20 protein-coding genes and 1 pseudogene are annotated in these 20,664 nt (G+C 65.4%); 11 read left to right on the top strand and 10 right to left on the bottom strand.

Features of this window, described 5'->3' with window-relative positions:
* Positions 1 to 230: 230 nt before the first annotated feature.
* Positions 231 to 896 carry a PEP-CTERM sorting domain-containing protein gene (locus Q1L50_RS12860; protein ID WP_300339362.1) on the top strand — a complete coding sequence of 222 codons (666 nt, stop codon included), beginning with the start codon at positions 231 to 233 and terminating at the stop codon, positions 894 to 896.
* Positions 897 to 1,070: 174 nt separating this feature from the next.
* Here the strand turns inward: Q1L50_RS12860 and Q1L50_RS12855 are convergent, their stop codons facing one another.
* From Q1L50_RS12855 to Q1L50_RS12825, 7 genes and pseudogenes are all read right to left on the bottom strand, one after another.
* Positions 1,071 to 1,349, bottom strand: a complete 279-nt coding sequence (locus Q1L50_RS12855) for a hypothetical protein (RefSeq protein WP_300339406.1) — start codon at positions 1,347 to 1,349, stop codon at positions 1,071 to 1,073.
* A 107-nt stretch (positions 1,350 to 1,456) separates the two neighbouring features.
* Positions 1,457 to 1,891, bottom strand: a complete 435-nt coding sequence (locus Q1L50_RS12850) for a hypothetical protein (RefSeq protein ID WP_300339360.1) — start codon at positions 1,889 to 1,891, stop codon at positions 1,457 to 1,459.
* Between the two features lie 192 nt (positions 1,892 to 2,083).
* A complete protein-coding gene (locus Q1L50_RS12845; protein WP_300339404.1) occupies positions 2,084 to 2,362 on the bottom strand; it encodes a hypothetical protein in 279 nt (92 codons plus the stop codon).
* A 248-nt stretch (positions 2,363 to 2,610) separates the two neighbouring features.
* A complete protein-coding gene (locus Q1L50_RS12840) occupies positions 2,611 to 3,363 on the bottom strand; it encodes a hypothetical protein (RefSeq protein ID WP_300339398.1) in 753 nt (250 codons plus the stop codon).
* Between the two features lie 5 nt (positions 3,364 to 3,368).
* Positions 3,369 to 3,629, bottom strand: a complete 261-nt coding sequence (locus Q1L50_RS12835) for a hypothetical protein (RefSeq protein WP_300339358.1) — start codon at positions 3,627 to 3,629, stop codon at positions 3,369 to 3,371.
* Positions 3,630 to 3,658: 29 nt separating this feature from the next.
* Positions 3,659 to 4,057, bottom strand: coding sequence for a hypothetical protein (locus Q1L50_RS12830; RefSeq protein ID WP_300339356.1), 399 nt, complete (start codon positions 4,055 to 4,057; stop codon positions 3,659 to 3,661).
* A gap of 436 nt (positions 4,058 to 4,493) precedes the next feature.
* Positions 4,494 to 5,663 (bottom strand): annotated as a pseudogene (locus Q1L50_RS12825) (arylsulfatase); the annotation flags it as partial.
* Between the two features lie 500 nt (positions 5,664 to 6,163).
* Between Q1L50_RS12825 and Q1L50_RS12820 the strand changes: the two are divergent.
* From Q1L50_RS12820 to Q1L50_RS12805, 4 genes are all read left to right on the top strand, one after another.
* Positions 6,164 to 6,658, top strand: a complete 495-nt coding sequence (locus Q1L50_RS12820; RefSeq protein WP_300339354.1) for a helix-turn-helix transcriptional regulator — start codon at positions 6,164 to 6,166, stop codon at positions 6,656 to 6,658.
* Positions 6,659 to 6,748: 90 nt separating this feature from the next.
* Positions 6,749 to 7,033 carry a hypothetical protein gene (locus Q1L50_RS12815; protein ID WP_300339352.1) on the top strand — a complete coding sequence of 95 codons (285 nt, stop codon included), beginning with the start codon at positions 6,749 to 6,751 and terminating at the stop codon, positions 7,031 to 7,033.
* A gap of 50 nt (positions 7,034 to 7,083) precedes the next feature.
* Complete coding sequence (locus Q1L50_RS12810) at positions 7,084 to 7,977, top strand: DUF2092 domain-containing protein (protein ID WP_300339350.1); 894 nt, start codon at positions 7,084 to 7,086, stop codon at positions 7,975 to 7,977.
* An 11-nt stretch (positions 7,978 to 7,988) separates the two neighbouring features.
* Positions 7,989 to 8,705, top strand: a complete 717-nt coding sequence (locus Q1L50_RS12805; RefSeq protein ID WP_300339349.1) for a hypothetical protein — start codon at positions 7,989 to 7,991, stop codon at positions 8,703 to 8,705.
* Between the two features lie 86 nt (positions 8,706 to 8,791).
* Here Q1L50_RS12805 and Q1L50_RS12800 read toward each other — a convergent pair whose 3' ends face one another.
* On the bottom strand, positions 8,792 to 11,401 hold the full coding sequence (locus Q1L50_RS12800; RefSeq protein WP_300339347.1) for a hypothetical protein: 2,610 nt from the start codon (positions 11,399 to 11,401) through the stop codon (positions 8,792 to 8,794).
* Positions 11,402 to 11,469: 68 nt separating this feature from the next.
* Complete coding sequence (cls, locus tag Q1L50_RS12795; protein WP_300339346.1) at positions 11,470 to 12,900, bottom strand: cardiolipin synthase; 1,431 nt, start codon at positions 12,898 to 12,900, stop codon at positions 11,470 to 11,472.
* 315 nt (positions 12,901 to 13,215) lie between these two features.
* Here cls and Q1L50_RS12790 point away from each other — a divergent pair, with 315 nt between their 5' ends.
* From Q1L50_RS12790 to Q1L50_RS12765, 6 genes are all read left to right on the top strand, one after another.
* Positions 13,216 to 13,878 carry a MarC family protein gene (locus Q1L50_RS12790; RefSeq protein WP_300339344.1) on the top strand — a complete coding sequence of 221 codons (663 nt, stop codon included), beginning with the start codon at positions 13,216 to 13,218 and terminating at the stop codon, positions 13,876 to 13,878.
* Positions 13,879 to 13,885: 7 nt separating this feature from the next.
* Positions 13,886 to 15,538 (top strand): mechanosensitive ion channel domain-containing protein, encoded by a 1,653-nt coding sequence (locus tag Q1L50_RS12785; RefSeq protein WP_300339397.1) that lies wholly within the window; start codon positions 13,886 to 13,888, stop codon positions 15,536 to 15,538.
* A gap of 98 nt (positions 15,539 to 15,636) precedes the next feature.
* Positions 15,637 to 15,963 (top strand): hypothetical protein, encoded by a 327-nt coding sequence (locus Q1L50_RS12780; protein WP_300339342.1) that lies wholly within the window; start codon positions 15,637 to 15,639, stop codon positions 15,961 to 15,963.
* Between the two features lie 275 nt (positions 15,964 to 16,238).
* The gene (locus Q1L50_RS12775; RefSeq protein WP_300339340.1) at positions 16,239 to 16,682 is read left to right on the top strand and encodes a glycine zipper 2TM domain-containing protein; all 444 of its coding nucleotides are present in this window, start codon (positions 16,239 to 16,241) and stop codon (positions 16,680 to 16,682) included.
* Positions 16,683 to 16,766: 84 nt separating this feature from the next.
* Positions 16,767 to 17,231: a hypothetical protein gene (locus Q1L50_RS12770; RefSeq protein ID WP_300339338.1), complete on the top strand. Its 465-nt coding sequence runs from the start codon at positions 16,767 to 16,769 to the stop codon at positions 17,229 to 17,231.
* A 123-nt stretch (positions 17,232 to 17,354) separates the two neighbouring features.
* Complete coding sequence (locus Q1L50_RS12765; RefSeq protein ID WP_300339336.1) at positions 17,355 to 19,832, top strand: tetratricopeptide repeat protein; 2,478 nt, start codon at positions 17,355 to 17,357, stop codon at positions 19,830 to 19,832.
* A gap of 26 nt (positions 19,833 to 19,858) precedes the next feature.
* Here Q1L50_RS12765 and Q1L50_RS12760 read toward each other — a convergent pair whose 3' ends face one another.
* Positions 19,859 to 20,536 carry a neuromedin U gene (locus tag Q1L50_RS12760; RefSeq protein ID WP_300339334.1) on the bottom strand — a complete coding sequence of 226 codons (678 nt, stop codon included), beginning with the start codon at positions 20,534 to 20,536 and terminating at the stop codon, positions 19,859 to 19,861.
* Between the last annotated feature and the right edge of the window lie 128 nt (positions 20,537 to 20,664).

Here is a 20,664-nt window from a genome sequence, read left to right as displayed (position 1 = left end):
AGCAGCGATGATTTGCGCCAGGGCGGTAGCGGCAAGTCGTCGCTGCCGCGAGGTGTGCTACACCCGCGACCGGGACGCCAGGTGTGGCGCGTCAGGTTCGCCGGTGCGTGTCGGGAAAACTTACAGGTGGCTGATGGATTCCTGATCCGGAAGCTCTAAGCGAAGAGGCAATCGATTGATACAATTGACGTAGCGGACATCATATCGATAGTGGGCATGGATTGTGCTTTGTGTCAGTCTGGCAAGTATTGGGTGGGTCCACGGAACATGGAAGGCCGTATTTACACCCAGTTGCGACCTTTTCTTCAGCCTTTTTCTTAGGAGCTTTCGCTATGAACTTCAAGTCATTCCTTGCGGCGCTGCTCGTCGCAACACCCATCATCACGCTGGCTGGCCCGGTCTACAACGTCAATCGGACCATCGCTACCGGGTCGGTCGTCGGTACCGTCGAGACTGACGGCACGTTCGGCGTCCTGGCCTCAGGCAACGTGATCGGCTGGAGCCTGACCATCGACAATGGCGAAGGCAGCGGTCCCTTCACGCTGCTCAATCCCGGCAATTCGGGGTTGGCTGTGAGTGGCAACCTGCTCAGCGCAACGGCCACTGAATTGCTCTTCGACTTCACCGGCGGCACAGGCTATGCGCTGTTTCAGAATCCAACCCCCGGCAGCGGCATCAACTGGTGGTGTGTCGAGGGGCTCAGCTCCAATTGCGCCGGTACCGGCGATAGCACGGAATCGGTCAATCGCTTGAGTGGGGCCGTCTTTGAAACCCGGCAAGGCGTGGTTGCAATTGGTACGGTCGGCGGTGGCAATGTGCCGGAACCCGCCAGCATGGCCCTGCTCGGTATCGGCCTGGCTGGCCTGGGTGCGATGCGCCGCAAGCCGCGCGCCTGATCGAAGTCCGATCAGCACGGGAACGGCGGCTTCGAGCCGCCGTTCCTGCTTCCTTGGTACGGACAGGCGACTGCAGCGACCATGCGTCACGATTGGTAACGGGTTGCTGGAAGGCGTCCGGTCGGCGACGCCCCGGTCAAGCGCCGGGCAGTTGCGGCGCTTCGGGTTCCGGTATCAGCGGCAGACCTTCCCCCCATTTACATAGCGGCAGCCGTGCGCCGGAGTAACCACCACCGCTTTGGGCGCCGGATCAATTACCACCGCCTTTGCCGCCGGGGCGACCACCACCGCTGTTGCCGGTGCCGCAGCCACCGGCTTGCGGGCTACCACCGCGCCGTTCGGCCCGACACAGCCAGCGCGCCGCACACCCTCGGCACAGGTCACGGCGCTGGCGTCGGCAACAGCGGTCATCATCACCAGGGCCGCACTGAGGGACATCATCAAACTCTTCATCTCTTGTCTCCTTGCAAGGATCGGTCCGCGGCAAGAATGGCAGCGGTGCAGGGCATCCATTGTGCGCCATCGGCCTTCGATCGGATAGCGCCAGAGGCGTCGGCCGGTCAGCGCCGCCGCACGAAGTAGACGTCGAACTTCTGTTTGGCGACCGCCTGATAGTAGATCCCGCTGAGCCGGTCGCTGGCCGGATCGTAGCTGAGATCGTAGGTTGAACCGTCGTAGCCGCCGGCACGCAACTCGAAGAAGGCGCGCAGTATCGCGCCCTGGCGTGACGCTTCCGATTTCGCAAAGGGAAGCGGGCTCGGGTTGTAGTACATCGCCTCGATCTGGCCGGTCGCGCCAATACTCTTGATCAGTATCGTGTAACCGCCGTCGGGCCGAACCCACGCACCTTTCAGTACGCTGATGTCGGCGCTCGCCTCGGCCGGGGGAACTGGTGTCTCGCGGACTGTGGACGCCGCCTCGGCGGCCGTCGCCGCGCAGATCGAAACCTGCGCCAGGGCCAGGCCGAGCAGCAGGGACGCTGCGGATCTTTTCATTCCATCACCTTTCGCTGGTGCATAGTGCTTATTGAACGCGATCGAATCCCGTCGAACGGTGGGGGTGTGCATCACTGGTCGTCGGCAGCGCTATCGCGCTGCGGCGGGCTGGCGCCCGCCGCAGCGATCGGGCAACCGAAGGTCGCTGCAGGCTGCCGGATGGTGATCTCCGCGCCTGGTGGCCAGCAGGGATCAGCGGCAGACCCGCCGCCCCTCGACCATGCGGCATTCCTCGCGCCGGGGGGCCACCACGACTTCCTTCTCTGGCGCCACCCTCACTTCCTCTGTTCTGGGCACCACGACCGCTTCCCTCGGCGCTACCACCGCCTCGGGCTTGCGGACTACCACCGCGCCTTCTGGGCCGACACATTCGGCCCGTCGGACGCCATCGGCGCAGACAACGGCATTGGCACTGGACACTGCGGTCATCATCAACAAGGCGGCACTGAGGGTCCTGAGCATGGTTTTCATTGTGTTTCTCCGGTGTGATCCGTCGCCAGGAACGTCAGGAAGCATGCGACGAATCGGGTCATACATTGGGGACCGTCGGGTGTCGACGGCATAGAGGCGGCTAGCCTCGGGAAAGATCGTGGAGCCTGCAGCGACGGACGACCACCAGGAGGACCAGAAATATGAAAATCGGGTCGCTGGGACGAGCGTCGCAGCTTTCCGAAGTCATCGGCCGTTGATTCGGACGCGGCTCCTGTGGCACGTGCGGCCTATTTGCCAAGGAGGTCGAGCGCCTTGTGCAAGGGAGCACTGGAAACCTTGATTATTCCGTCCAGCGTGCTGTTCATCTCCAGAATGATGAACAGCGCACCGGCAACCGACAGCGCGGCGATCGACAGGACGGTGACCACCGTCGCATTGCGGGGAGCGAACAGGCCAAAGCTCGCGAACAGCATCGCCAGCCAGAAGACCAGCACCACCAGCAAGGTGGTCGGCAGCGATTTCGTCCGCTGCTCGAACATGTGCCAGCGCACTCGTGCCAGATCGCCACTGATCTGCAGCGCCTGCGACTGCAGTTGGCGCTGCGTGTCGTTCAGCGGCGCGAGTCCTCGGATTGCCCTCTGAATTCCCCCCATTTGGGCTGATTGTTCAACGATCTCGAGGCGCGCCGGAGTGATCTGCTCCTCGGGCCAGATATCCTCCATGACGCTGCTGAGTGTGCCGCGAAGCATTTCGCGGAGATCTTTCGTCTCCGGGCCGTAGTCGGCCAGCGCGCGGTCAAGCATGATGGTCCTGGCGCCGATTTCGGTGATGCCGTTGTCCATCGCGTCAAACGAACTCTTGGCCGATCCGACCAGCAGGCCGAGAACGAGGGCAGCCATGGTCGCGACGAGGCCGGCCCCCAACTTCACGGTGTCTCTGGAGTCGTTGCTCAGGTGATGTTCCGGGAGCAGCATGCCCAGGAACAAGCCGAGTAGCGCGCCGCCAAGAATACAGACCAGGGTGATCAGGGCAATGCTCATCGAGCTCACGGTGCAGTCTCCATGACGATCGCTGCCGCGATGAGCGCTGGCAGGCGAGATTTGACAAGGCTCCCGGGAGTGCTCCGGAGAACGTCCGCAGCAGCTTGCCCCTGCTGCTCACGCGCCCCAGCTCGCGTGTCCTGCCGTGCATCGGCATCAGCACCGCTGAGCGAAGCTGCCGCGACGGACATTGTCGGTGGCACCAGCGCATGGAATTCCGCCTGGATCCTGGCTGACAGGCTGATCACGGTGATCGAGTTGTTCAACGGTCCAGTCACTCCCCGATCCGGCCTGATTACCGGCGCCCTTGCGCGTTGCGCGAGGTCCAGACCAGCAGCAGCGCCACGACCGCGTGCAAGGCGACGCCCGGCCACAACAGCAGGCCGCGCATGTTCCCGAGCGTGCCCAGCCAGATCAGGTACAACGCGATCAGTGCATTGTAGAGCAACATCCCTCCTGCAGCTGCCGCGCTGCTTTCGGCGCGCTGTGCGGTCGGCCAGCACGCCAGTCCGAGCGCCAGCAGGGTGATGCCGAAACAGCGGCCGACCGGGATCCCCGCGCCGGCGATGCCGGTACCCAACAGCAAGGCGACGACGACCGCCGGATCGATGACCACCACCACGCCGGTAGCGATTTCGACCACCGAAGCGAAGGCGAGAACCTTCCTTCGAGCGTTGTCAAGGCTTGCACGCATGGTTGTGGGCAGTGCTCGCTGCTGTTGCTCTCGGCGCTACGCGACTCAGGGAATCATCCCGCATTCGAACATCTTGTTGGCGACGGGCGCGGCGATCTTGTCGATGAAAGCCACCCGCGCCTGCGCATCGTTGCGCAGAAATTCGATCGCTTCCTGCTCCTTCATCGTTTTCGGCTGGCTCTTCTGCGCCCACAGTTGCTCGCAGGTTGCTGCCTCGTACTTCTTGATCACCTGCTCGGCGGCAAAATCCAGCAGCATGCCCTGCGCAGCGACTGCGCCAGCTACGATCAGTCCGGCAGCGGACAGTCCGACAGTGATTGATCCTTTCATCTGGTTCTCCTCGATTTCTTGAGTGGTTCGGGCGCCGCTGACAGCGCGGCGACGCTTGTCTGGCAGACAGCACTGCCTGCTGCGCCTTCTGCTGTTCCACCGGCGCCAACTGTGTCGGCTGGAGCGTGAAGGTCAGCTTGTCGATCTTGCCATTGAAGCGGAACGGCACCTGATAGTCCTTGTCGTTGACGCCGGTGCGTGTGTCGACGCCGACGTCGAAGGTCTCGCCGGGCGGCAGCATGAACGGGATCGTCGTCGGCAGGGTGAGCGTGCGAACCTCCTTGCCGTCGACCTTCAGCACGCCCGTGCCGCCCTGCGCAATGCCTGGGCCGGCGATCTTGAAGTCGAACACGATGGTGTGCTTGCCAGGTGTCAGCGGCGGCTCGTCGCCTTCCCAGCGGGCGGTCAGCAGCATCAACATGTTGTAGCTGAACACTGGCTTGCCCTTCAGCAGGTACAGCCCGTAACCCGCCCAGCGCCCGCCCTCGGTGACGATCATGCCGTCGCCGCCGCCGGCTGGTACTTCGATGTCTGCCGTGATGGTGAACGAGCGGTTCAGGATGCTCGGCGCGTTGGCGTCCGGAATGCCCGCGTTCTCTCCGCGGTAGGTGAACACCGTCTTGCCGGCGGTCGCACTCGGCCGCGGCGTGATGGCGCGCTGGAATGCCCGGTTGTCCAGCGGCAGCACGTTGTACTTCATGGCTTCCTGCATGAACAACGCCTGCATTTCCTTCAGCTTGGCCGGGTTCTTCGTCGCCAGGTCGTTGGCCTGCGAATAGTCGTCGTTCAGGTTGCACAGCTCTCACTTGTATTCGGCCACCGCCGGCATCGGCGCGTTCAGCACCCACGGCCCGACCGGCGGGGTGGTGTTGGCGTACCAGCCGTCCTTGTAGATGCCGCGGTTGGAGCCGATCTCGAAGTACCGCGTGGTGTGCTTCGAGGCCGTGTTGGCGTTCGCCTTGTCGAAGGTATAGGCCATGCTCACGCCCTGGATCGGTGACTGCTTGATCCCGTTCACCAGCAACGGCGGCTTGATGCCCGTCGCCTCCAGGATCGTCGGCACGATGTCGATGATGTGGTGGAACTGGGTGCGTATGCCGCCCGCGTCCTTGATCTTCGCCGGCCACGAGATCGCCAGGCCCTGCCGCGTGCCACCGAAATGTGATGCGATCTGTTTGGTCCACTTGAACGGCGTGTCGAAGGCCCAGGCCCAGCCGACCGCCATATGCGGGTAGGTCCCGGCGGAGCCCCATGTGTCGTAGAACCTGAGCTGCTCGGTGCGTGGCGGCGGCCAGCAGTGCCGCGAACAGGCTGACGAAGTGTGCCGGTCTCGGTTCTCGTTGCATGCTCGGTGCTCCTTTCACGATGCGAAGATTAGCCAACCGCTGATCAGCTGATAAGTGAGGGCTGGTGTTGGCAAGCAAGCGGGCATCTGCAGCGGTGCCGGGCGGCTGGCTGAACGCAGCCGCCGATATCGTCAGGATGCCACAAGACCCTGGCAAATGGAGAACGCGCCGGGTGCCGGGGATTGGCTGCTCGTGATCTCGCAAGTCCTCTCGGTCAGAAACCGCAGCCGGCGCTGGGCGGTGCCAACTTCAGCTTGCTGCTCGCCCCCTGACTACGGGAGAGCCAGTGTGGAAAATCCGTTCCGGGTACTCCGGAGCCTGGCAGGATTCCAGCGAGTCAGAAGCCAGGCGCATTGACCAAAGACGACTTCCAATTCACCATTTGCGACAGCAACCATCTCATCTCGGATCGAAGCAACATGTCGCTGAAATGCGCCGCCATTCCCATGAAGATTTTCGCGACCAGGCGTATCGCGCGCTGCTGCTGATCGGCTCCAACCGCTGCGCCCTGGAAGACCTGGCCGGGCACTTTGCGCGGCATCCGCGAACCCTCAACCGCCGCCTCAAGAATGCCGGCACCAGTTTTCGCCAACTGCACAATCGCGCCAGGCATGAAACGGCGCGGCAGTTGTTGCGCGATACGACCGGCAGTATCGAGGCGATCGCCACTCTGCTGGGCTTTTCTGGCCGCAGCGCTTTCAACCGGGCGTTTTCGCGCTGGCAAGGTGTGCTGCTGGCTGAGGCCGTGGCGGCAGCCGATCAGCCGGCATGTGCCGGCCCGTCGCCGATGCTCCAGACCAATCTGCCAGAACTCTTGCTGCCTTGCGTGGACGGCGTATTATCCGGGCTACCCGGGGCGCCAACCGGGCGATCGAGGGAGGCCCGCCAAGCCGGACGGTCCAGGCACGGACCACCCCTTGCCTGACCGCCCGAGCGGCAGGATCGGACCGTCGAGCCGTGCTGCCGGTGACCGGGATTGCCTGCCTGTCCACCATTCTGTGTTGAGGAGTACGTCATGACCAAACGTTTCTGGCTGTTTGCGGCAGTTCCAGCGGTGTTCTTTGCCGGCGTCAGTTTTGCTCAATTTCCGGTCGTCGACATGATCGCCGGCAAGGTCGTTCAGAAGTACCAGCAATCGACCTGCGAGCAGTTGTGGGTGAAGAAAGGTCAGCCGAAGTCGCCGCGCGAGCAGGAGGCGATCCAGATGCTGCGCAGCAATCCCGAGATGCGCACCGAGTTCATCAACCGGGTGGCGGCGCCGATGGCCAACAAGATGTTCGAATGCGGGATGATCCCGTGATCGGCAGCGGCCATGACCGACCGCTGGTCTGAACGAGGAGGAGAAATCCGATGATCCATTACAAGTTTGCCGCGCGTGCGGTGTTGCTCGCTTCGGCGATCGCCCTGGCTGGCGCCGCCAGCGCGCAGCAGTCGCCGACTACTGTCTCGAAGGCCTCGAAGTCCGCCAGGGCGTCGAGCAAGGCAATCGCGCCGGCTGCCAGGCCAGAGCTCGAGGCCAAGGCCATCGACCTGCTCAAGGCGACCAGCGACCGTCTGGCGGCGGCGCGATCGATGTCCTTCACGGCGATCGCGACCTACGAGAGCCCGAGTCGGATCGGCCCGGCGCTGGCTTACACCACGCTCTCGGAGGTGCTCATGCAGCGGCCCGACAAGCTGCGGGTGATCACTCTTGGCGACGGGCCGGCGTCGGAGTTCTACTACGACGGCAAGACGATGACCGCTTTCGCCCCGGCGGAGAACCTGGTCGCGGTCAGCGCGGCGCCGCCGACGATCGATGGCGCGCTGAAAGCGGCGTTTGACAGCGCCGCGATCTATTTCCCGTTCACCGACTTGCTGGTCGCCGACCCATACCGGGCGCTCGCCGACGGACTGACGGTGGCCTTCTACATCGGCCAGTCCAAGGTCGTCGGCGGAACGAGCACCGAGATGCTGGCGCTGGTTAACGACAAGGTCTTCGTGCAGCTGTGGCTTGGAACTGAGGACAAGCTGCCGCGGATGTTGCGGGCGGTGTTTCGCGACGATCCGCTGCGCCTGCGTCACCAGCTGGAGCTGTCGAACTGGAAGCTCGATCCTGAACTGACGGCGGACGCCTTCGCATCGTCGAAGACCGCCGCGGCGGCGGCCATCGCCTTTGCCCACCCGGGGGGGTCGCCGGCGAGCGGCTTCCGGCCGCCGGTGAAGGCCAGGCCGGCAGCCAAACGGCAAGCCGCCAAAGCCCAATAAGGAGGCGAAACATGAAATCGACGAAAGCGACAATGATCGGCATGGCCGTGGCGCTGGCCCTGGCGCTGCCGAGCGGGCTGGCCGCCGCCTGGGCGAGCGCCAACCGGTTTGGCGGCAGCACCGAGCACGTTCCCGGTGCCACCGAGCACACCAACGCGTACGGCGGCAGCACCTCGCACGCCTACGGCGTTGGTACCGAACATACCAACATGTACGGCGGCAGTTCGGCACACGCCTGGGGCGGCGGTACGGAACACACCAACGTCGCCGGCGGTACCACCTACGGTGCCTACGGCGCCGGGGCGGTGCACACCACGCCGTACGGCGCGACCACCTATCGCGCGCCGTATCCGGTGGCGCCGGTTTACGCGCCCTACCACCCACCTGTCGTGGTCCCGCACTACGCGGCTGCTTGCTACAACTGCGCCGGTGCAGCGGCTGCCGGCGCGGTGGTCGGCGTCGCCGCCGGCGCCGCCGTGGCCTCGGCGAATTCGGCCGCCGCTACCACCAGCGCCTATTCATCAGGCTACGCCGCTGGCAGTGCCACCACTGCCGCGGCCTATGGCGCCGGGGCGACCTACGCGATCGGCACCAGCTATGCGACCTTGCCCGCGGGCGCGGCGGCGATTCCGAAAAACGGTACGACCTACTACCTGTCCGGCAACACGTGGTTCCTGCCGGCGTACGGCGCCAATGGCGTCTACTACCGGGTGGTCCCGACGCCCTGAAGCGGCTGTCGCCGCGACGGCCTGCCGCAGACTGCTTCCCCGCGCGGCCCGACGGCGCCGCGCGGGCCTCGGCTGCCGATCGCTGACTAGCGCCGGCCGCCACCGAAACGGCCGCCAAAGCCGCCGCCAAAACGACCGCCGAAGCTGCCGCCGCCGCCGAAGCGGTCCCCGCCGCCCCAGCCTCCACCGCCGAAGCGGTCCCCGCCACCCCCCCATCCTCCACCCCCGAAGCCGCCGGCACTGGCGTGGCTTTCGGCGTTGCCGCGCTCCTGCTGCTGGCGATCTGCCCAGGAGGTGTCGCCACCGGCTGATTGCCAGCCGTCTGCGCCGTGCTGCTGCCAGCCGTTATCGGAATTGCGGTAGGCATTGCCGTCAGCGCCTGCGTAGTGGTCGCCGAACAGGCCGCTCGACGTGTAGCTCTTGGTTTCGCCGGTCCTGGCATCGTAGGCGGTGGTCGTGTGCTGCGCGCCAACGCCGTCGGGCCCGGCTGTCGCGCTGGCGGTTTTGGAGATCGAGCTGCCGCCGGGGCCGGTGGCCGAGACACTCGAAGCGTACGACCGCTGCCCGGTTTCGGTATTGTAGGACGTGCCGCGCGCGACGTTGCCGGTGGTCCCGCCGGCGGTGTCGAAGGTCCGGTCGTAGCCGCGTTGCGCCTGACCGGTAGCGGGGTTGTAGCTGCGACCGGCGGCATAAGAGCCGGTCGTTCCGGTGCGCAGGTTGGTATAGCTGCCGCTGGCCCTGGTGCCGACCTTGCCGTCGGCATCGGTGTACCAACTGCGCGAGCCGGCATAGACGGCGTTGCCCCAATGCCCATAGACGTTGGCGCTGGTCGAGCCGCAGCAGGGATAGCCCCAGTAGCCCGGATGGTACCAGGCGCCCCCCCAATACGGAGCAGCCCAGGCGGCGGTCGCGAGACCGAGGCCGAAGCCGTAGGCAAAGCCGACGTAGGGGTTGTAGATCGGCGCGGCGGCCAGCCCCCAGGTGTAGGGCGAGGCATACCACACCGATCCGACCCAGGCGCCGTAGTTGTAGCCGGTGCCATAGACGACGACCCCGTCGGAGGTCACCACGTTGCCCAGGTAGCCAGGCGTATAGCCGACCCAGGCGACCTCGCTGCTGGCGCCGTACACCTGCACGTAGGTCACGTAATGCAGCGCCGAGCTGGCCGGAATGTCATAGATCACGGCCGGTACGCTGGTCGCCACCAACCAGGGCCCGGTGAGGCCCGCGGCGGTGAACCAGACACCGGCCTGGAGCGCGTAATAGCTGCTCGGCGTTACCTGGATGATCGGGACCTCGGCATTGGCGACATAGCGCAGTGGCGTGCCGTCGATCGGGCGGAACTGTGGCGCGCCGTCGAACACCGGCGTGAACTTCGGGCCGTTGGCGAGCGGCACGGTGGCGGTCTGTGGGATCGAGTTGGCGATCAGCGCCTCCTGCGCCTGCGGCGTCCCGGCCACCGACGCCAGGACGACGCCGGCCGGAACGTTCCGGGGAATGCGGCTGAAGTCGGCGGGCAGGGCGTTGGCCGGCGCGTAGGCCCACGGTCCGCTGATCGAGGACGCGCGGTACCAGCGTCCGGAGAGCAGCGTGTAATAGTCGTTGTTGGCGGTATTCACCAGCACGTCGGCGGTCGTATTCTCGGCCCACAGCAAGCCGGTGCCGGTGATCGGCACGAAATTGGGCTGGCCCTTGAAAACGATCAGCTCGGCCGGCACCTGGCTGACGTAGATCGTCGGCACGCCGTCTTGCAGCGTCGGCTTCGGCTTGGCTTGCGGACCGCCGTCAAGCAGGTCGACGGCGTTCTCCGTCGCCAGCTGCCGGGCGATGCCGTTCAGTCCGGCCGGCTCGCCAGTCGCCCGGGTCCATGGGCCGGCCAGCGAGGCCGCTGACAGCCAGCCGTCGAAAACATGCATGTACCAGCCGCTCGTGCCACGGCTCCGGACGATCAGTGCCTGGGTATTGATCACCCGTTCGAAGGCGCTGTTCGGGACCGGCCTGATCGCTGGCGTGCCGTCGATCGGCACCAGGATCGCCGGCGAATAGCTTACGATCACCCGTGGCGGGTCGTTGTTAACCTGGACGCTGCGCGCTTTCACCGTCCCCGATGCGGCGAGTTCGCCCTGGAGCAGAGCCAGCGAGATGCTGCTCATGGCCGGCGGCAAGTGGGTGCGCAACTGCCGCAGCAGCTCGAGTCCATGATCGGGCAGCGTCGGGAAGCTGGCACGGCTCAGGCTGAGGTCCTCCAGACCAACGCGTTGGCTCAGGCGATCGACGCCGGTGCGCGCGCTGCCCCAGATCACGCCAAAGCTTGCGTCCTGGGCGCCGGTCTTCCTCACCGCGACGGCCGCGCGAAAGCTGAGGTGGTTGCCTTGCCAGCTATTGACCTGTGGCAGGTAGACCAGCGCCGTCGCGCCGGCCAGGTCGACCTGCCGTGGCCACGGGTCGCGGGGGGGTTGCGGCGCTGCTGGCGGTTGCACCGCGCTGTCCGGCTCTGATGCCGCCGCCTGGGTCCACGAACCGGTGGTGGCCAGCGGCGCGTCAAGGGCGGGGTCGAGGTCGAGCGGCAAGGCCGCGGTCGCTGCGGTATCGCCCGGAAAAGGCCCCGTCTGCTGGTTGGCGCAGCCGATCGGGCCGGCCAGCACGACGCCAAGCAGGCAGGTCAGCAAGCGGGGTGTGGGAACGTTGATGTTCATCGTTGTCCTTAACGGCAGTAAAAGCGAGGGTGAAATCAGGGCTGCCCATGGCACCGGCTGGCGGGCGTTCACAGCAACGGGCTGAGTACCTGCACCGCGTTCTCCAGCAGGCGGCGCCAGTTCGGCCGGGCGCGCCATTCGTCGAGCAGCAGCGCTCGCGAGCTGCCCTGGTAGCGCCGCTGCATCTCGCGGGCGGCGGCTGAAAACGCCCGGTCGTAGGTAATCAGCGAAACTTCGAAGTTGAGTTCGAAGCTGCGCAGGTCGAGGTTGACCGTTCCAAAGACGGTAATTTCCTCGTCGACCACCATGCTCTTGGTGTGCAGCAGGCCGGCTTCGAAATGCAGGATGGTGATGCCGACCGCGAGCAGGTCTTCGACGTAGGAATTGCTGGCGTAGCGGACCAGCCGCGAGTCGATCTTCTCCGGAACGATCAGGATCACCCGCACACCTCGGATCGCCGCCGAACGCAAGGCGGTCAGCAGCGTCTCGCTGGGAACGAAATACGGCGTGGTCAGAACAATCTCGCGCCTGGCGGCGTAGATCGCGGCGAGCAGCAGCTGTTCGACGTGCCGCATCGCGGACTGTGGCCCGGAGGGAAAGATCTGGACCGCGCTGTCGCCGGCGGCGGCCAGATCGGGCGCTGGCGGGGGCGCGAAGTCGACTCCGGTCTGCAGCGCGGTGATCGACAGCGACACCGCTTCCAGTACCCAGGCGGCCGGACCTTCGATGCGGACCATCGCGTCAACCCATTCACCGACCCCCGCATCCTGCTTGAAGAAGCGCGGGTCGGCGATGTTCATGCTGCCGGTATAGGCGATGCGGCGGTCGATGACGGCGATCTTGCGGTGGTCGCGCAGGTCCAGGCGGACAAACAGCGCGCGCAGCGGATTGACCGGGAGGATTTCGACCAGGGTCACGCCGGCGTCGCGCAGCTCGCGCACGGACTCACTCTTGAAGAACGGGCGGCTACCCAGTGAATCCATCAACGCGCAGCAGGGGACGCCGCGTTTGGCCGCGCGGACCAACGCGGCGACCAGGTCGTCGACGAAGCCGCCAGCGCTCCAGATATAGAACTCGAGATGGACCGAACTGCGGGCAGCGTCAATATCGGCAATCAGCGCGCGCATGCTCGAAGCACTGTCGGCCAGCAGTTGCAGTCGATGGCCGCGCAGCAGCGGCAGGCCGACCGATCCGGTGGCCAGCCGGCTGACGCTCTCCGCGCCGGTGTTCAAGGTGCCGGGGTCGACCACCGCCGTCGCCGGGATCCTTCTCGCCCAGGCGCGGACCTGTGGTTCCAGGGCGATCGCCCGCTTCATCCAGGTCCTTCCCAGGCGCCGCTCGCCGATCAGCAGATAGATCAGGACGCCGACGGCCGGCAGGAGAACGATCAGCAGCAGCCACGCCAGCGCCGTGCCGTGCGCCGTCCGGCGGGAAAAGATGCGCAGCGATACCGCCAGCAGCACCATCAGGTGCAGGAGAGTGAGAAAGCTGAAGACCATGCGGCGAAGTATGTAACGCGCCCATTGACCGGGTCAAGGACGATCCGCTGCAAGCGCCAGTTCGGGCTGGCTGGCCAGTGGCGGATCGCGTCGAGCGTCTCCGAGCGCGGCACGGGCGGTATTTTCCGAGGCTGGCTTGGCGATCGATCCGATGCGCTCTGGAGGCTTCGCTTGTCTGCCCGCGCAACTCGTCTTGCCTCTATTGACAGGCGAATGATTCGTGATAGCCTCGCGGCGGCTGTTGCTTTGCCGTGCTTGGCGAAGTTGTTCAACGCCGCCGCCGAGTCAACTTCTTCCCCGACCATGGAGCTGCGCATGGAGCCGACGATCACCCTGTTCATCAGCCTGTTCACGACGCTGGTCGCAATCATCAATCCACTCGAAGCCATACCGGTGTATCTCGGTCTGGTAGGCAGCAAGCCGGAGAGCGGGCAGCGCGAGGTGGCGCGTCGGGCCTGCCTGTACGCGATGCTGCTGTGTTTCTTTTTCCTGCTTTTCGGGACCTTGCTGCTGCGCGTCTTCGAAGTGCCGCTGAGCATGGTACGGGTGGTCGGCGGGGTGATTCTCACCCGCGTCGGTTTCGAGCTGTTTGCGCCACCGCCATCGGGCGGGCTGATTCCACGCCCGGAGGCCGGTGACACCAACGTCGCCTTCGTGCCACTGGCGATGCCGATCATGTTTGGCCCTGGCGCCATCGCCACCCTGATCAGCATGGCGTCTACGATCAAGCAGTCGGCGGCGGAACTGATGCATTTCGCCGCAGCCAGCGCGGCGATCGTCGCGTGCATGCTGACCGTCTATGTGTCGCTGATTTACGCCAAGCCGATTCTGGCCAAGATCGGCCATCAGGGAATCGATGCCGCGACCCGGATCGTCGGATTCTTCGTCGCGGCGATGGGGATGGGTCTGATTTTCAACGGCGCCGTGGAGTTTCTGGAACCGTATCGACCGGTGGCGACAGCGGCGACCGGAGGTTAATGTGGAAATGCTTGGCAGCCGCTTTCGAGGGTTGTTGCTGTCGGTGGTGCTGACGGCAACAGCGGGTCTTGCGGTCGCTGCGGCGGAGGGCCCGGGAACGCCGTTTGGCGACTTTCATCCCGATGCTGAAATCGTCACCGCGCCGGTTGAAGTCGACGGCCGCATCCTCTTTCGCGTCCGCGGCGTGACCAGCTTCCCGGCGCAAACGCGCGCCGATGCCATCGCCGACCGGCTTGAGCGGCTGGCGAGCGACCCGACCGTCGCTGCCGGGTCGGTGCGGGTGGTCGAGGGCGATGGCCATTCGGCAATCATGGTCGGGGACCGACGGGTAATGATGCTCTTCGACGCGGACGCGCGCATTGAGGACGTCGAGAGAGCCGACCTCGCGCACGCCAACAGCGAGCGGATCCGGGTGGCGATCGAGGACTTCCGGCGCGAGCGCAGTCCCGAGGTGCTGAAGAAGCATGCGGTCTGGGCTGCCGGGGCCGCAGTGGCGCTGGCGCTCTGGATAGCACTAGTGATCTGGCTGACGCGTCGGCTCAACTCGGTGCTCGAGGAGCGGTTCCGCAATCGGATCGGCAGCCTGGGAATTCAGTCCTTCGAGATTCTGCGTGCCGAGCGGATCTGGTATGCGCTCGGTGCCGCTGTGTCGGCACTACGCTTTCTGGCGATCGTGATGGCCGCCCTGGCCTGCCTGGATTTCGTCCTCAACGGGTTTCCATGGACGCGCGGGCTGGCCGGGGAACTGACCAGGGTCGTCCTCCGCCCGCTGAAAAGCATGGGTGGCGCGCTGGTCGCCTACTTTCCCGACCTGGTTTTCCTGGTCGTCCTGGCGCTGGTCGTCCGCTTCGTCCTGCGTTTGATCCGGCTGTTTTTCGATGCGGTCGCGCGGGGTTCGGTAACCCTGGAAAACTTCGAAATCGACTGGGCCTGGCCAACGTACAAGATCGTCCGCTTCGTGCTGCTGACCTTCGCGGTGATCATTGCCTATCCCTACATTCCGGGGTCGGACTCGGAGGCGTTCAAGGGCATTTCACTGCTGGTCGGGGTGGTCGTTTCGCTCGGCTCATCGTCGGCGATTGCCAACCTCATCGCCGGTTTGATGATCACCTACCGGCGTGCCTTCAAGATCGGCGACCGGGTGATGATCGGCGACGTCACCGGCGACGTCACCGAGCTGCACGCCCAGGTAACGCATCTGCGCACCTTGAAAAACGAGGAGGTGACGATTGCCAACTCGCAGATCCTCAACGGGCACGTGGTCAACTACAGCGCGTTGGCCGCCGAGCACGGGCTGATTCTGCACAGCACCGTGGGAATAGGCTACGAGACACCCTGGCGGCAGGTGGAGGCGATGTTGCTGATCGCCGTCGCACGCACCCCGGGGCTGCTCGCCGACCCGCCGCCATTCGTGCTGTACCAGGGGCTCGGCGATTTCTGCGTGGTCTATGAGATCAACGCCTATTGCGACGATGCCAGAGCCATGTCGCGCCTGAATGCGAGCCTGCAACGCAACATCCTGGACGTTTTCAACGAGTATGGCGTCCAGATCATGACGCCGAATTACGAGGCCGACCCGTCACATCCCAAGCTGGTCGAAAGAGGCCAGTGGTACGCGGCGCCGGCAGTGGCCGAGCCGGCCGACGACGCCGGAAAGTGAGCACTGCCCGATTTGCGGGGACCTGTGGCCCAGGCAGAGTACCCGGTGCCACTTGGCCGTTTTCTTCTTCCGTAGCCATCGAACGAGGAACATCACCAATGAAAACGTACCGACAGTTTGCTGCGCGCACCGCGCCCTACGGCTTGCTCGCTGTTGCCCTGGCCTGCGGCGGTGCCGGCGCGCAGGACGACAGCATCAAGCCGGACCCGGTGCTTTCGCCTGACGCCGTCAAGCCCGACCGGGCGCTGTCGCCGGAACAGATGCACCCGCCACCGGCGCTATCGCCGTACGCGATCCGGCCCGACCGCGCGCTGTCGCCGGAGGAGGACCAGGGGCCGCCGGTGCTCTCGCCTGGCGCTGTCAAACCAGACGCCGCGCTGTCGCCGGAAGAGACTACCGCTGCGCCAGCGCTATCGCCCGACTGACGCAGGTCAGCGCGCGCGGCGCGCAATCTGGCGCCCAAGGGCAGGGACCTGCAGTAGAATGATGCGCTGGCGTTGACCGGTGGTCGGTTGGCAAGGGCGAGCACTTCGGGGACCTGACCTGCTGCTGGGCCTGCCGACGACGCCGGCGTCATTCGTGATCGAGCGCTGCGCCGTTCTGTCTGTCGCCAGGCCGCCGATGGCTCTGGCTTTTCCAACACCGTGGCGGCTGTTGAAGGACTGGTGGCCGTCACGCAAGACCTGTCAAGGAGTGTTTCATGTTCCAGAAAATTTCGGCTTACCTTTCGGCCCTGGTGTTGGCTCTGGCGCTTGCTGCCTGCGCAACACCCGGACAACAGGCAGGGCAAATGGAGGTCCGCAGCGGCGTCATCGAACAGATCACCGCCGTCGAGTTGCCAAGCAATCAGCACCGTGGTGTGGGCGCCGTGGTCGGCGGCCTTGCCGGCCTCGGAATCGGCAGCCTGATTGGTGCGGGGACCGGCCGCGACGTGGCGATGGTCCTGGGGACCGTCGGCGGTGCAATTGCCGGCAACGAAGTCCAGAAGAAGTACGAAAAGCCGGTTCCGGGCCAGCAGATCATCGTTCGCACTGGCAGCGGCGTACTCGTTTCGGTGACGCAGCCCTTTGACGCCGGCCTGCGCCAGGGGCAGCGCGTGTATATCGAAGGCAGCGGCGAGGACGCACGCGTCGTTGCCCGCTAGCCGCCAGGCGCTCCCCACCTTGCGTATCGGGCTCGATGCGAGCCCGATACCTGCTCTCCCGAGAAGTTCCCTATGCGTATCTTGATGCGTATCTTGTTTACGGACAGCGCGCCGAACAGCCGCGAAGAGCTGCCCGATTCGCCGCTCCTCCGGATCAAAGCACCAGGTCATGCGTTTGCTTCCTTGTGTCGCTCGGCGCTTGCCCCTGCGCTCCTGGTCGTCGTTCTCGGCGGCTGCGCTCCTGATGCCTTCCGCCCCGATGCACCCTACGAAGCCTACCTCAACCAGCTCCAGAACCGGTGCCAGTACCAGCGTATCGGGCGAGTGGAAATCAACTCCGATTTGTTGCAGGACCCCTATTTCCTGGACGTGACCTCGCGCTTCTTCAATCTCGAAACCAGTCAGACAGCGTATCTCGGCAGCCTCGAAGGTGCCTACGGGGCGACACCTGATTCACCGGGTGTTCGCTGCCTGCTTGGCCTGCTGCCGCAGCGGGCATTACCACCGCCGGCCGTTCCGCCGCCGCCGCCAATGGCCAGCCCGCGGTAGTCGGTAGTCCCCCGGGGGGACCCGCGCTGCCGTTCCCGCCAGCCCTTGCCCTCGGGAAAGGGACAGTTCGGAGTTCGGACCTTCATTCGCCGGGCTATCAAGTCGGACACTTCGCAATACCAGATGACCAGACGATCTTCCAGCAAGGGCGCCCGCCGGCCGGTCGCCGCCCTGCCACTCCCCGCGCCCGCCGCTGCGCCCGCCGCTCGGACGCCGCGGCGCAATCCCTGGTTGTTCGCTGGCCTGGCGCTGGCGCTGCTGATTGCCGGGATGATCGTCTGGGTAACGTCGGCCAGGGCGCCAGCGCCGGCCACCGGCGCGGCGGCCGTGGCAGCGCCCCCCGGCGTGTCCGCCAGCTACGTCGGCGCCAGCGCCTGCAAGACCTGTCACGACAGTGAATTCAAGGCCTGGTCGGGTTCGCATCACCAGTTGGCGATGCAGGAGGCGACCGCCTCTACGGTCCTCGGCGACTTCGCCGACACCAGGTTCAGCTACCATGGCGTCGAGTCATCGTTCTTCAAGAGCGCCGACGGCAAGTTCATGGTGCGTACCGACGGCCCGGACGGCAAGCTGGTCGACTACCCGATCAGCTACACCTTCGGAGTCTATCCGCTGCAGCAGTATCTGATCGCTTTCCCTGGTGGGCGTTACCAGGTCCTGCCGATCGCCTGGGATGCGCGGCCGAAAGGAGAGGGCGGGCAGCGCTGGTTCCACCTCTATCCCGAACAGAAGATCGACCACCAGGATCCGCTGCACTGGACCGGGATCTATCAGAACTGGGCGCTGCAGTGCGCCGAGTGTCACTCGACCAATCTGCGGAAGGGTTACGACGCGGCCAGCGACAGCTACCGGACCACTTACAGCGAGATCAACGTCGCCTGCGAATCGTGCCACGGCCCCGCTTCGAGGCACGTGGACTGGGCCCGCCTGGCCCGGCCGCCCTATCCCGCAGGCGATGACAAGGGCTTGCCGTCGCTGAACAGCCGCTGGCGCGAGGCCTGGACGTTTCCTGCCGACGGTGACCGGTTTGCCGTGCGCGACCACCTCGCCGACCCTGCCGGAATGAACAGCTGCGCCGCCTGCCATGCGCGTCGGTCGACGCTCAGCGAAGGCGGCAAGGCGGGCGCGCCGCTCGAAGACAGCCACCGCCTGGCAATGCTCACCGCACCGAACTACCACGCCGATGGACAGCAGCGCGAAGAGGTCTATGTCTGGGGCTCGTTCCTGCAAAGCAGGATGTATCAGCATGGCGTGACCTGCATGGATTGTCACGAACCGCACTCGCAGAAGCTGCGCGCCGAAGGCAATGCGCTGTGCACCCGTTGCCATGCGGCCGCCGAATTCGATGCAGCCAAACATCACCGGCACCAAGACGGCGGCAAGGGCGCGCAGTGCGTGACCTGCCACATGCCGACGCAGAATTACATGGTCATTCACCCCCGCCAGGATCACAGCCTGCGCATTCCGCGTCCCGACCTGTCGACTTCGCTGGGCAGCCCGAATGCCTGCACGCAGTGCCATGCCGACAGGAAGCCCGAGTGGGCGGCGAGAGCGATGGACAAGTGGTACGGCCAGGCGTGGCGCGATCGACCGCAATACGGCACGACCCTGCACGCCGGCGAAACGCAGGGGATACGCGCCCTGCCTGGCCTGCTCGAACTGGCCAGCAGCCCGGCTGTCCCGGCGATCGTCAGGGCGACCGCGGCGACGCTGGCGCAGCCCTACGCCAGCCCCGGCACGCTGCCGGCCGCGCGGGCGCTGTTGCAGGACCCCGACCCGTCGGTGCGCATCGCGGCGCTGGGGATGATCGCGCCGGTCGACCCGCTGAACCGGGTGCTGAGTGCCTCGGCCCTGCTCTCCGACCCTGTTCGCGGGGTACGCATCGAAGCCGCCAGGGTCCTCGCCGACGTACCCGACGGCCAGATCCCGCCGGGTCGTCGCACAGCGCGCGACGCGGCTTTGCAGGAATACGTCGCGTCTCTGGAACAGGAGGCCGACTGGCCATCGGCCAACGTCAACCTCGGCAACCTGCGCTTGCGCCAGGGGCGCGCCGACGAAGCGGTCGCCGCGTTCGGGCGGGCGATCATGCTCGACCCGCAGTTTGTCGGCGCTTATGTCAATCTCGCCGACGCCTGGCGACAGCAGGGGCGTGAGCCCGAGGCTGAAAAGGCCTTGCACCAGGGCCTTGCGGTGCTGCCGCGCAACGCCGATCTGCATCATGCGCTGGGTCTGCTGCTGACCCGCAAGGGAGAGGGTGCCGCGGCACTGAAGGAATTCACCGAAGCCGCCCGGCTGGCGCCGGACAACGCGCGCTATGCCTACGTGGAAGCGATTGCGGTGCACTCCGCAGGGCGGCGCAGTGCAGCCCTGGCGCTGCTGCGCAGCGCCAACCAGCGTCACCCCAACGACCTCGACATCCTCAGTGCGCTGATCTCGATCAGTCGCGAGGCAGGCGACCAGCGCGCGGCCCTGCGCTACGCCAGGAAAGCGGCCGAGATCCTGCCCGATGACCAGAGCGTGAAACGGCTGGTGGCGGAACTGGAAGGGCGGTTCGCTGGCCGCGAGGGAGCCAGCAAGGGCAGGCACGAGGCGGGCTCCTAGGTACGTACAGGGGCGGTCTCTGGCGACTACTTGGGAAACATCAACTGCACCTGCAAGCGTAGCTGCCAGTTGGCGGCGTTGTCCGGATGGGCGACGTTGTAGTAGGCGCTGAGCTGGGTATTCACCGGCAGCTTGCCGAAGTGGAAGATCTTGCCGACGCCGCCGCCGAGGGGCACCGTCCAGCGCTGGCCGCTGTCGGCTTTCCAGTCGGCGGTGACGATTGGCGCCGAGGTCAGATAGAAGCCGCCTTCGAAGTTGTAGTTGACGAAGGGCTGGAGCAGGAAGTTGTTGTAGCTGGCGTCACTGCCCGCGCCGACCGACCAGACGTTGTTCACCAGGAAGCCATACACCCACGGATCACCCTTCTTGAGGTTGAGCAGCACGAACGACGGTCCCAGCCCCCAGCGGTCGTTGCCGAGCGCGTCGTTGCTGTTGGTCGGCATTTGCACGATCGCCCCGGCACCCCAGATGGCACCGCCGGGCACTGCCGGCGACAGGAAGGCCGTCAGCTGGATGTCGCCGATGCCGTTGATCCGGTCTCCACCCGGCGCGAAGGCCGGCTGCGAGATCACCGGCATGATCGTCCGGGTGATGACGTTCCATTCGCTGTTGACCTCGATCGGGATCATCGGCTGGATGTTGAGGATGTTCTGCGGTCCGTCGCGCGGTCCAACATTGAAGTTGGTGTTGTTCTGGAAGGGCACGCTGACCCAATGCTCTCAACGTATCAGAACAAAGTCATACCCCGTTCTTGTAAGCATGTGATAAATGTGGCTTTTGCGTGAATTTTCTGGGGGATGACCGGTTTGGTTTAATCTGGACGAGGTTCTTG

Origin of the sequence: Accumulibacter sp. (genome assembly GCF_029255145.1) — a bacterium.
GTDB lineage: Bacteria > Pseudomonadota > Gammaproteobacteria > Burkholderiales > Rhodocyclaceae > Accumulibacter.
This window is presented reverse-complemented; position numbering and strand designations above follow the sequence as displayed.

Coding starts and splice junctions, on each gene's coding strand:
- Q1L50_RS12790 (WP_300339344.1), top strand. CDS start 13,216: ATGGAGCCGACGATCACCCTGTTCATCAGCCTGTTCACGACGCTGGTC.
- Q1L50_RS12770 (WP_300339338.1), top strand. CDS start 16,767: ATGCGTATCTTGTTTACGGACAGCGCGCCGAACAGCCGCGAAGAGCTG.
- Q1L50_RS12785 (WP_300339397.1), top strand. CDS start 13,886: ATGCTTGGCAGCCGCTTTCGAGGGTTGTTGCTGTCGGTGGTGCTGACG.
- Q1L50_RS12830 (WP_300339356.1), bottom strand. CDS start 4,057: ATGCGTGCAAGCCTTGACAACGCTCGAAGGAAGGTTCTCGCCTTCGCT.
- Q1L50_RS12820 (WP_300339354.1), top strand. CDS start 6,164: ATGCGCCGCCATTCCCATGAAGATTTTCGCGACCAGGCGTATCGCGCG.
- cls (WP_300339346.1), bottom strand. CDS start 12,900: ATGGTCTTCAGCTTTCTCACTCTCCTGCACCTGATGGTGCTGCTGGCG.
- Q1L50_RS12810 (WP_300339350.1), top strand. CDS start 7,084: ATGATCCATTACAAGTTTGCCGCGCGTGCGGTGTTGCTCGCTTCGGCG.
- Q1L50_RS12850 (WP_300339360.1), bottom strand. CDS start 1,891: ATGAAAAGATCCGCAGCGTCCCTGCTGCTCGGCCTGGCCCTGGCGCAG.
- Q1L50_RS12775 (WP_300339340.1), top strand. CDS start 16,239: ATGTTCCAGAAAATTTCGGCTTACCTTTCGGCCCTGGTGTTGGCTCTG.
- Q1L50_RS12815 (WP_300339352.1), top strand. CDS start 6,749: ATGACCAAACGTTTCTGGCTGTTTGCGGCAGTTCCAGCGGTGTTCTTT.
- Q1L50_RS12780 (WP_300339342.1), top strand. CDS start 15,637: ATGAAAACGTACCGACAGTTTGCTGCGCGCACCGCGCCCTACGGCTTG.
- Q1L50_RS12765 (WP_300339336.1), top strand. CDS start 17,355: ATGACCAGACGATCTTCCAGCAAGGGCGCCCGCCGGCCGGTCGCCGCC.
- Q1L50_RS12845 (WP_300339404.1), bottom strand. CDS start 2,362: ATGAAAACCATGCTCAGGACCCTCAGTGCCGCCTTGTTGATGATGACC.
- Q1L50_RS12805 (WP_300339349.1), top strand. CDS start 7,989: ATGAAATCGACGAAAGCGACAATGATCGGCATGGCCGTGGCGCTGGCC.
- Q1L50_RS12800 (WP_300339347.1), bottom strand. CDS start 11,401: ATGAACATCAACGTTCCCACACCCCGCTTGCTGACCTGCCTGCTTGGC.
- Q1L50_RS12855 (WP_300339406.1), bottom strand. CDS start 1,349: ATGAAGAGTTTGATGATGTCCCTCAGTGCGGCCCTGGTGATGATGACC.
- Q1L50_RS12840 (WP_300339398.1), bottom strand. CDS start 3,363: ATGAGCATTGCCCTGATCACCCTGGTCTGTATTCTTGGCGGCGCGCTA.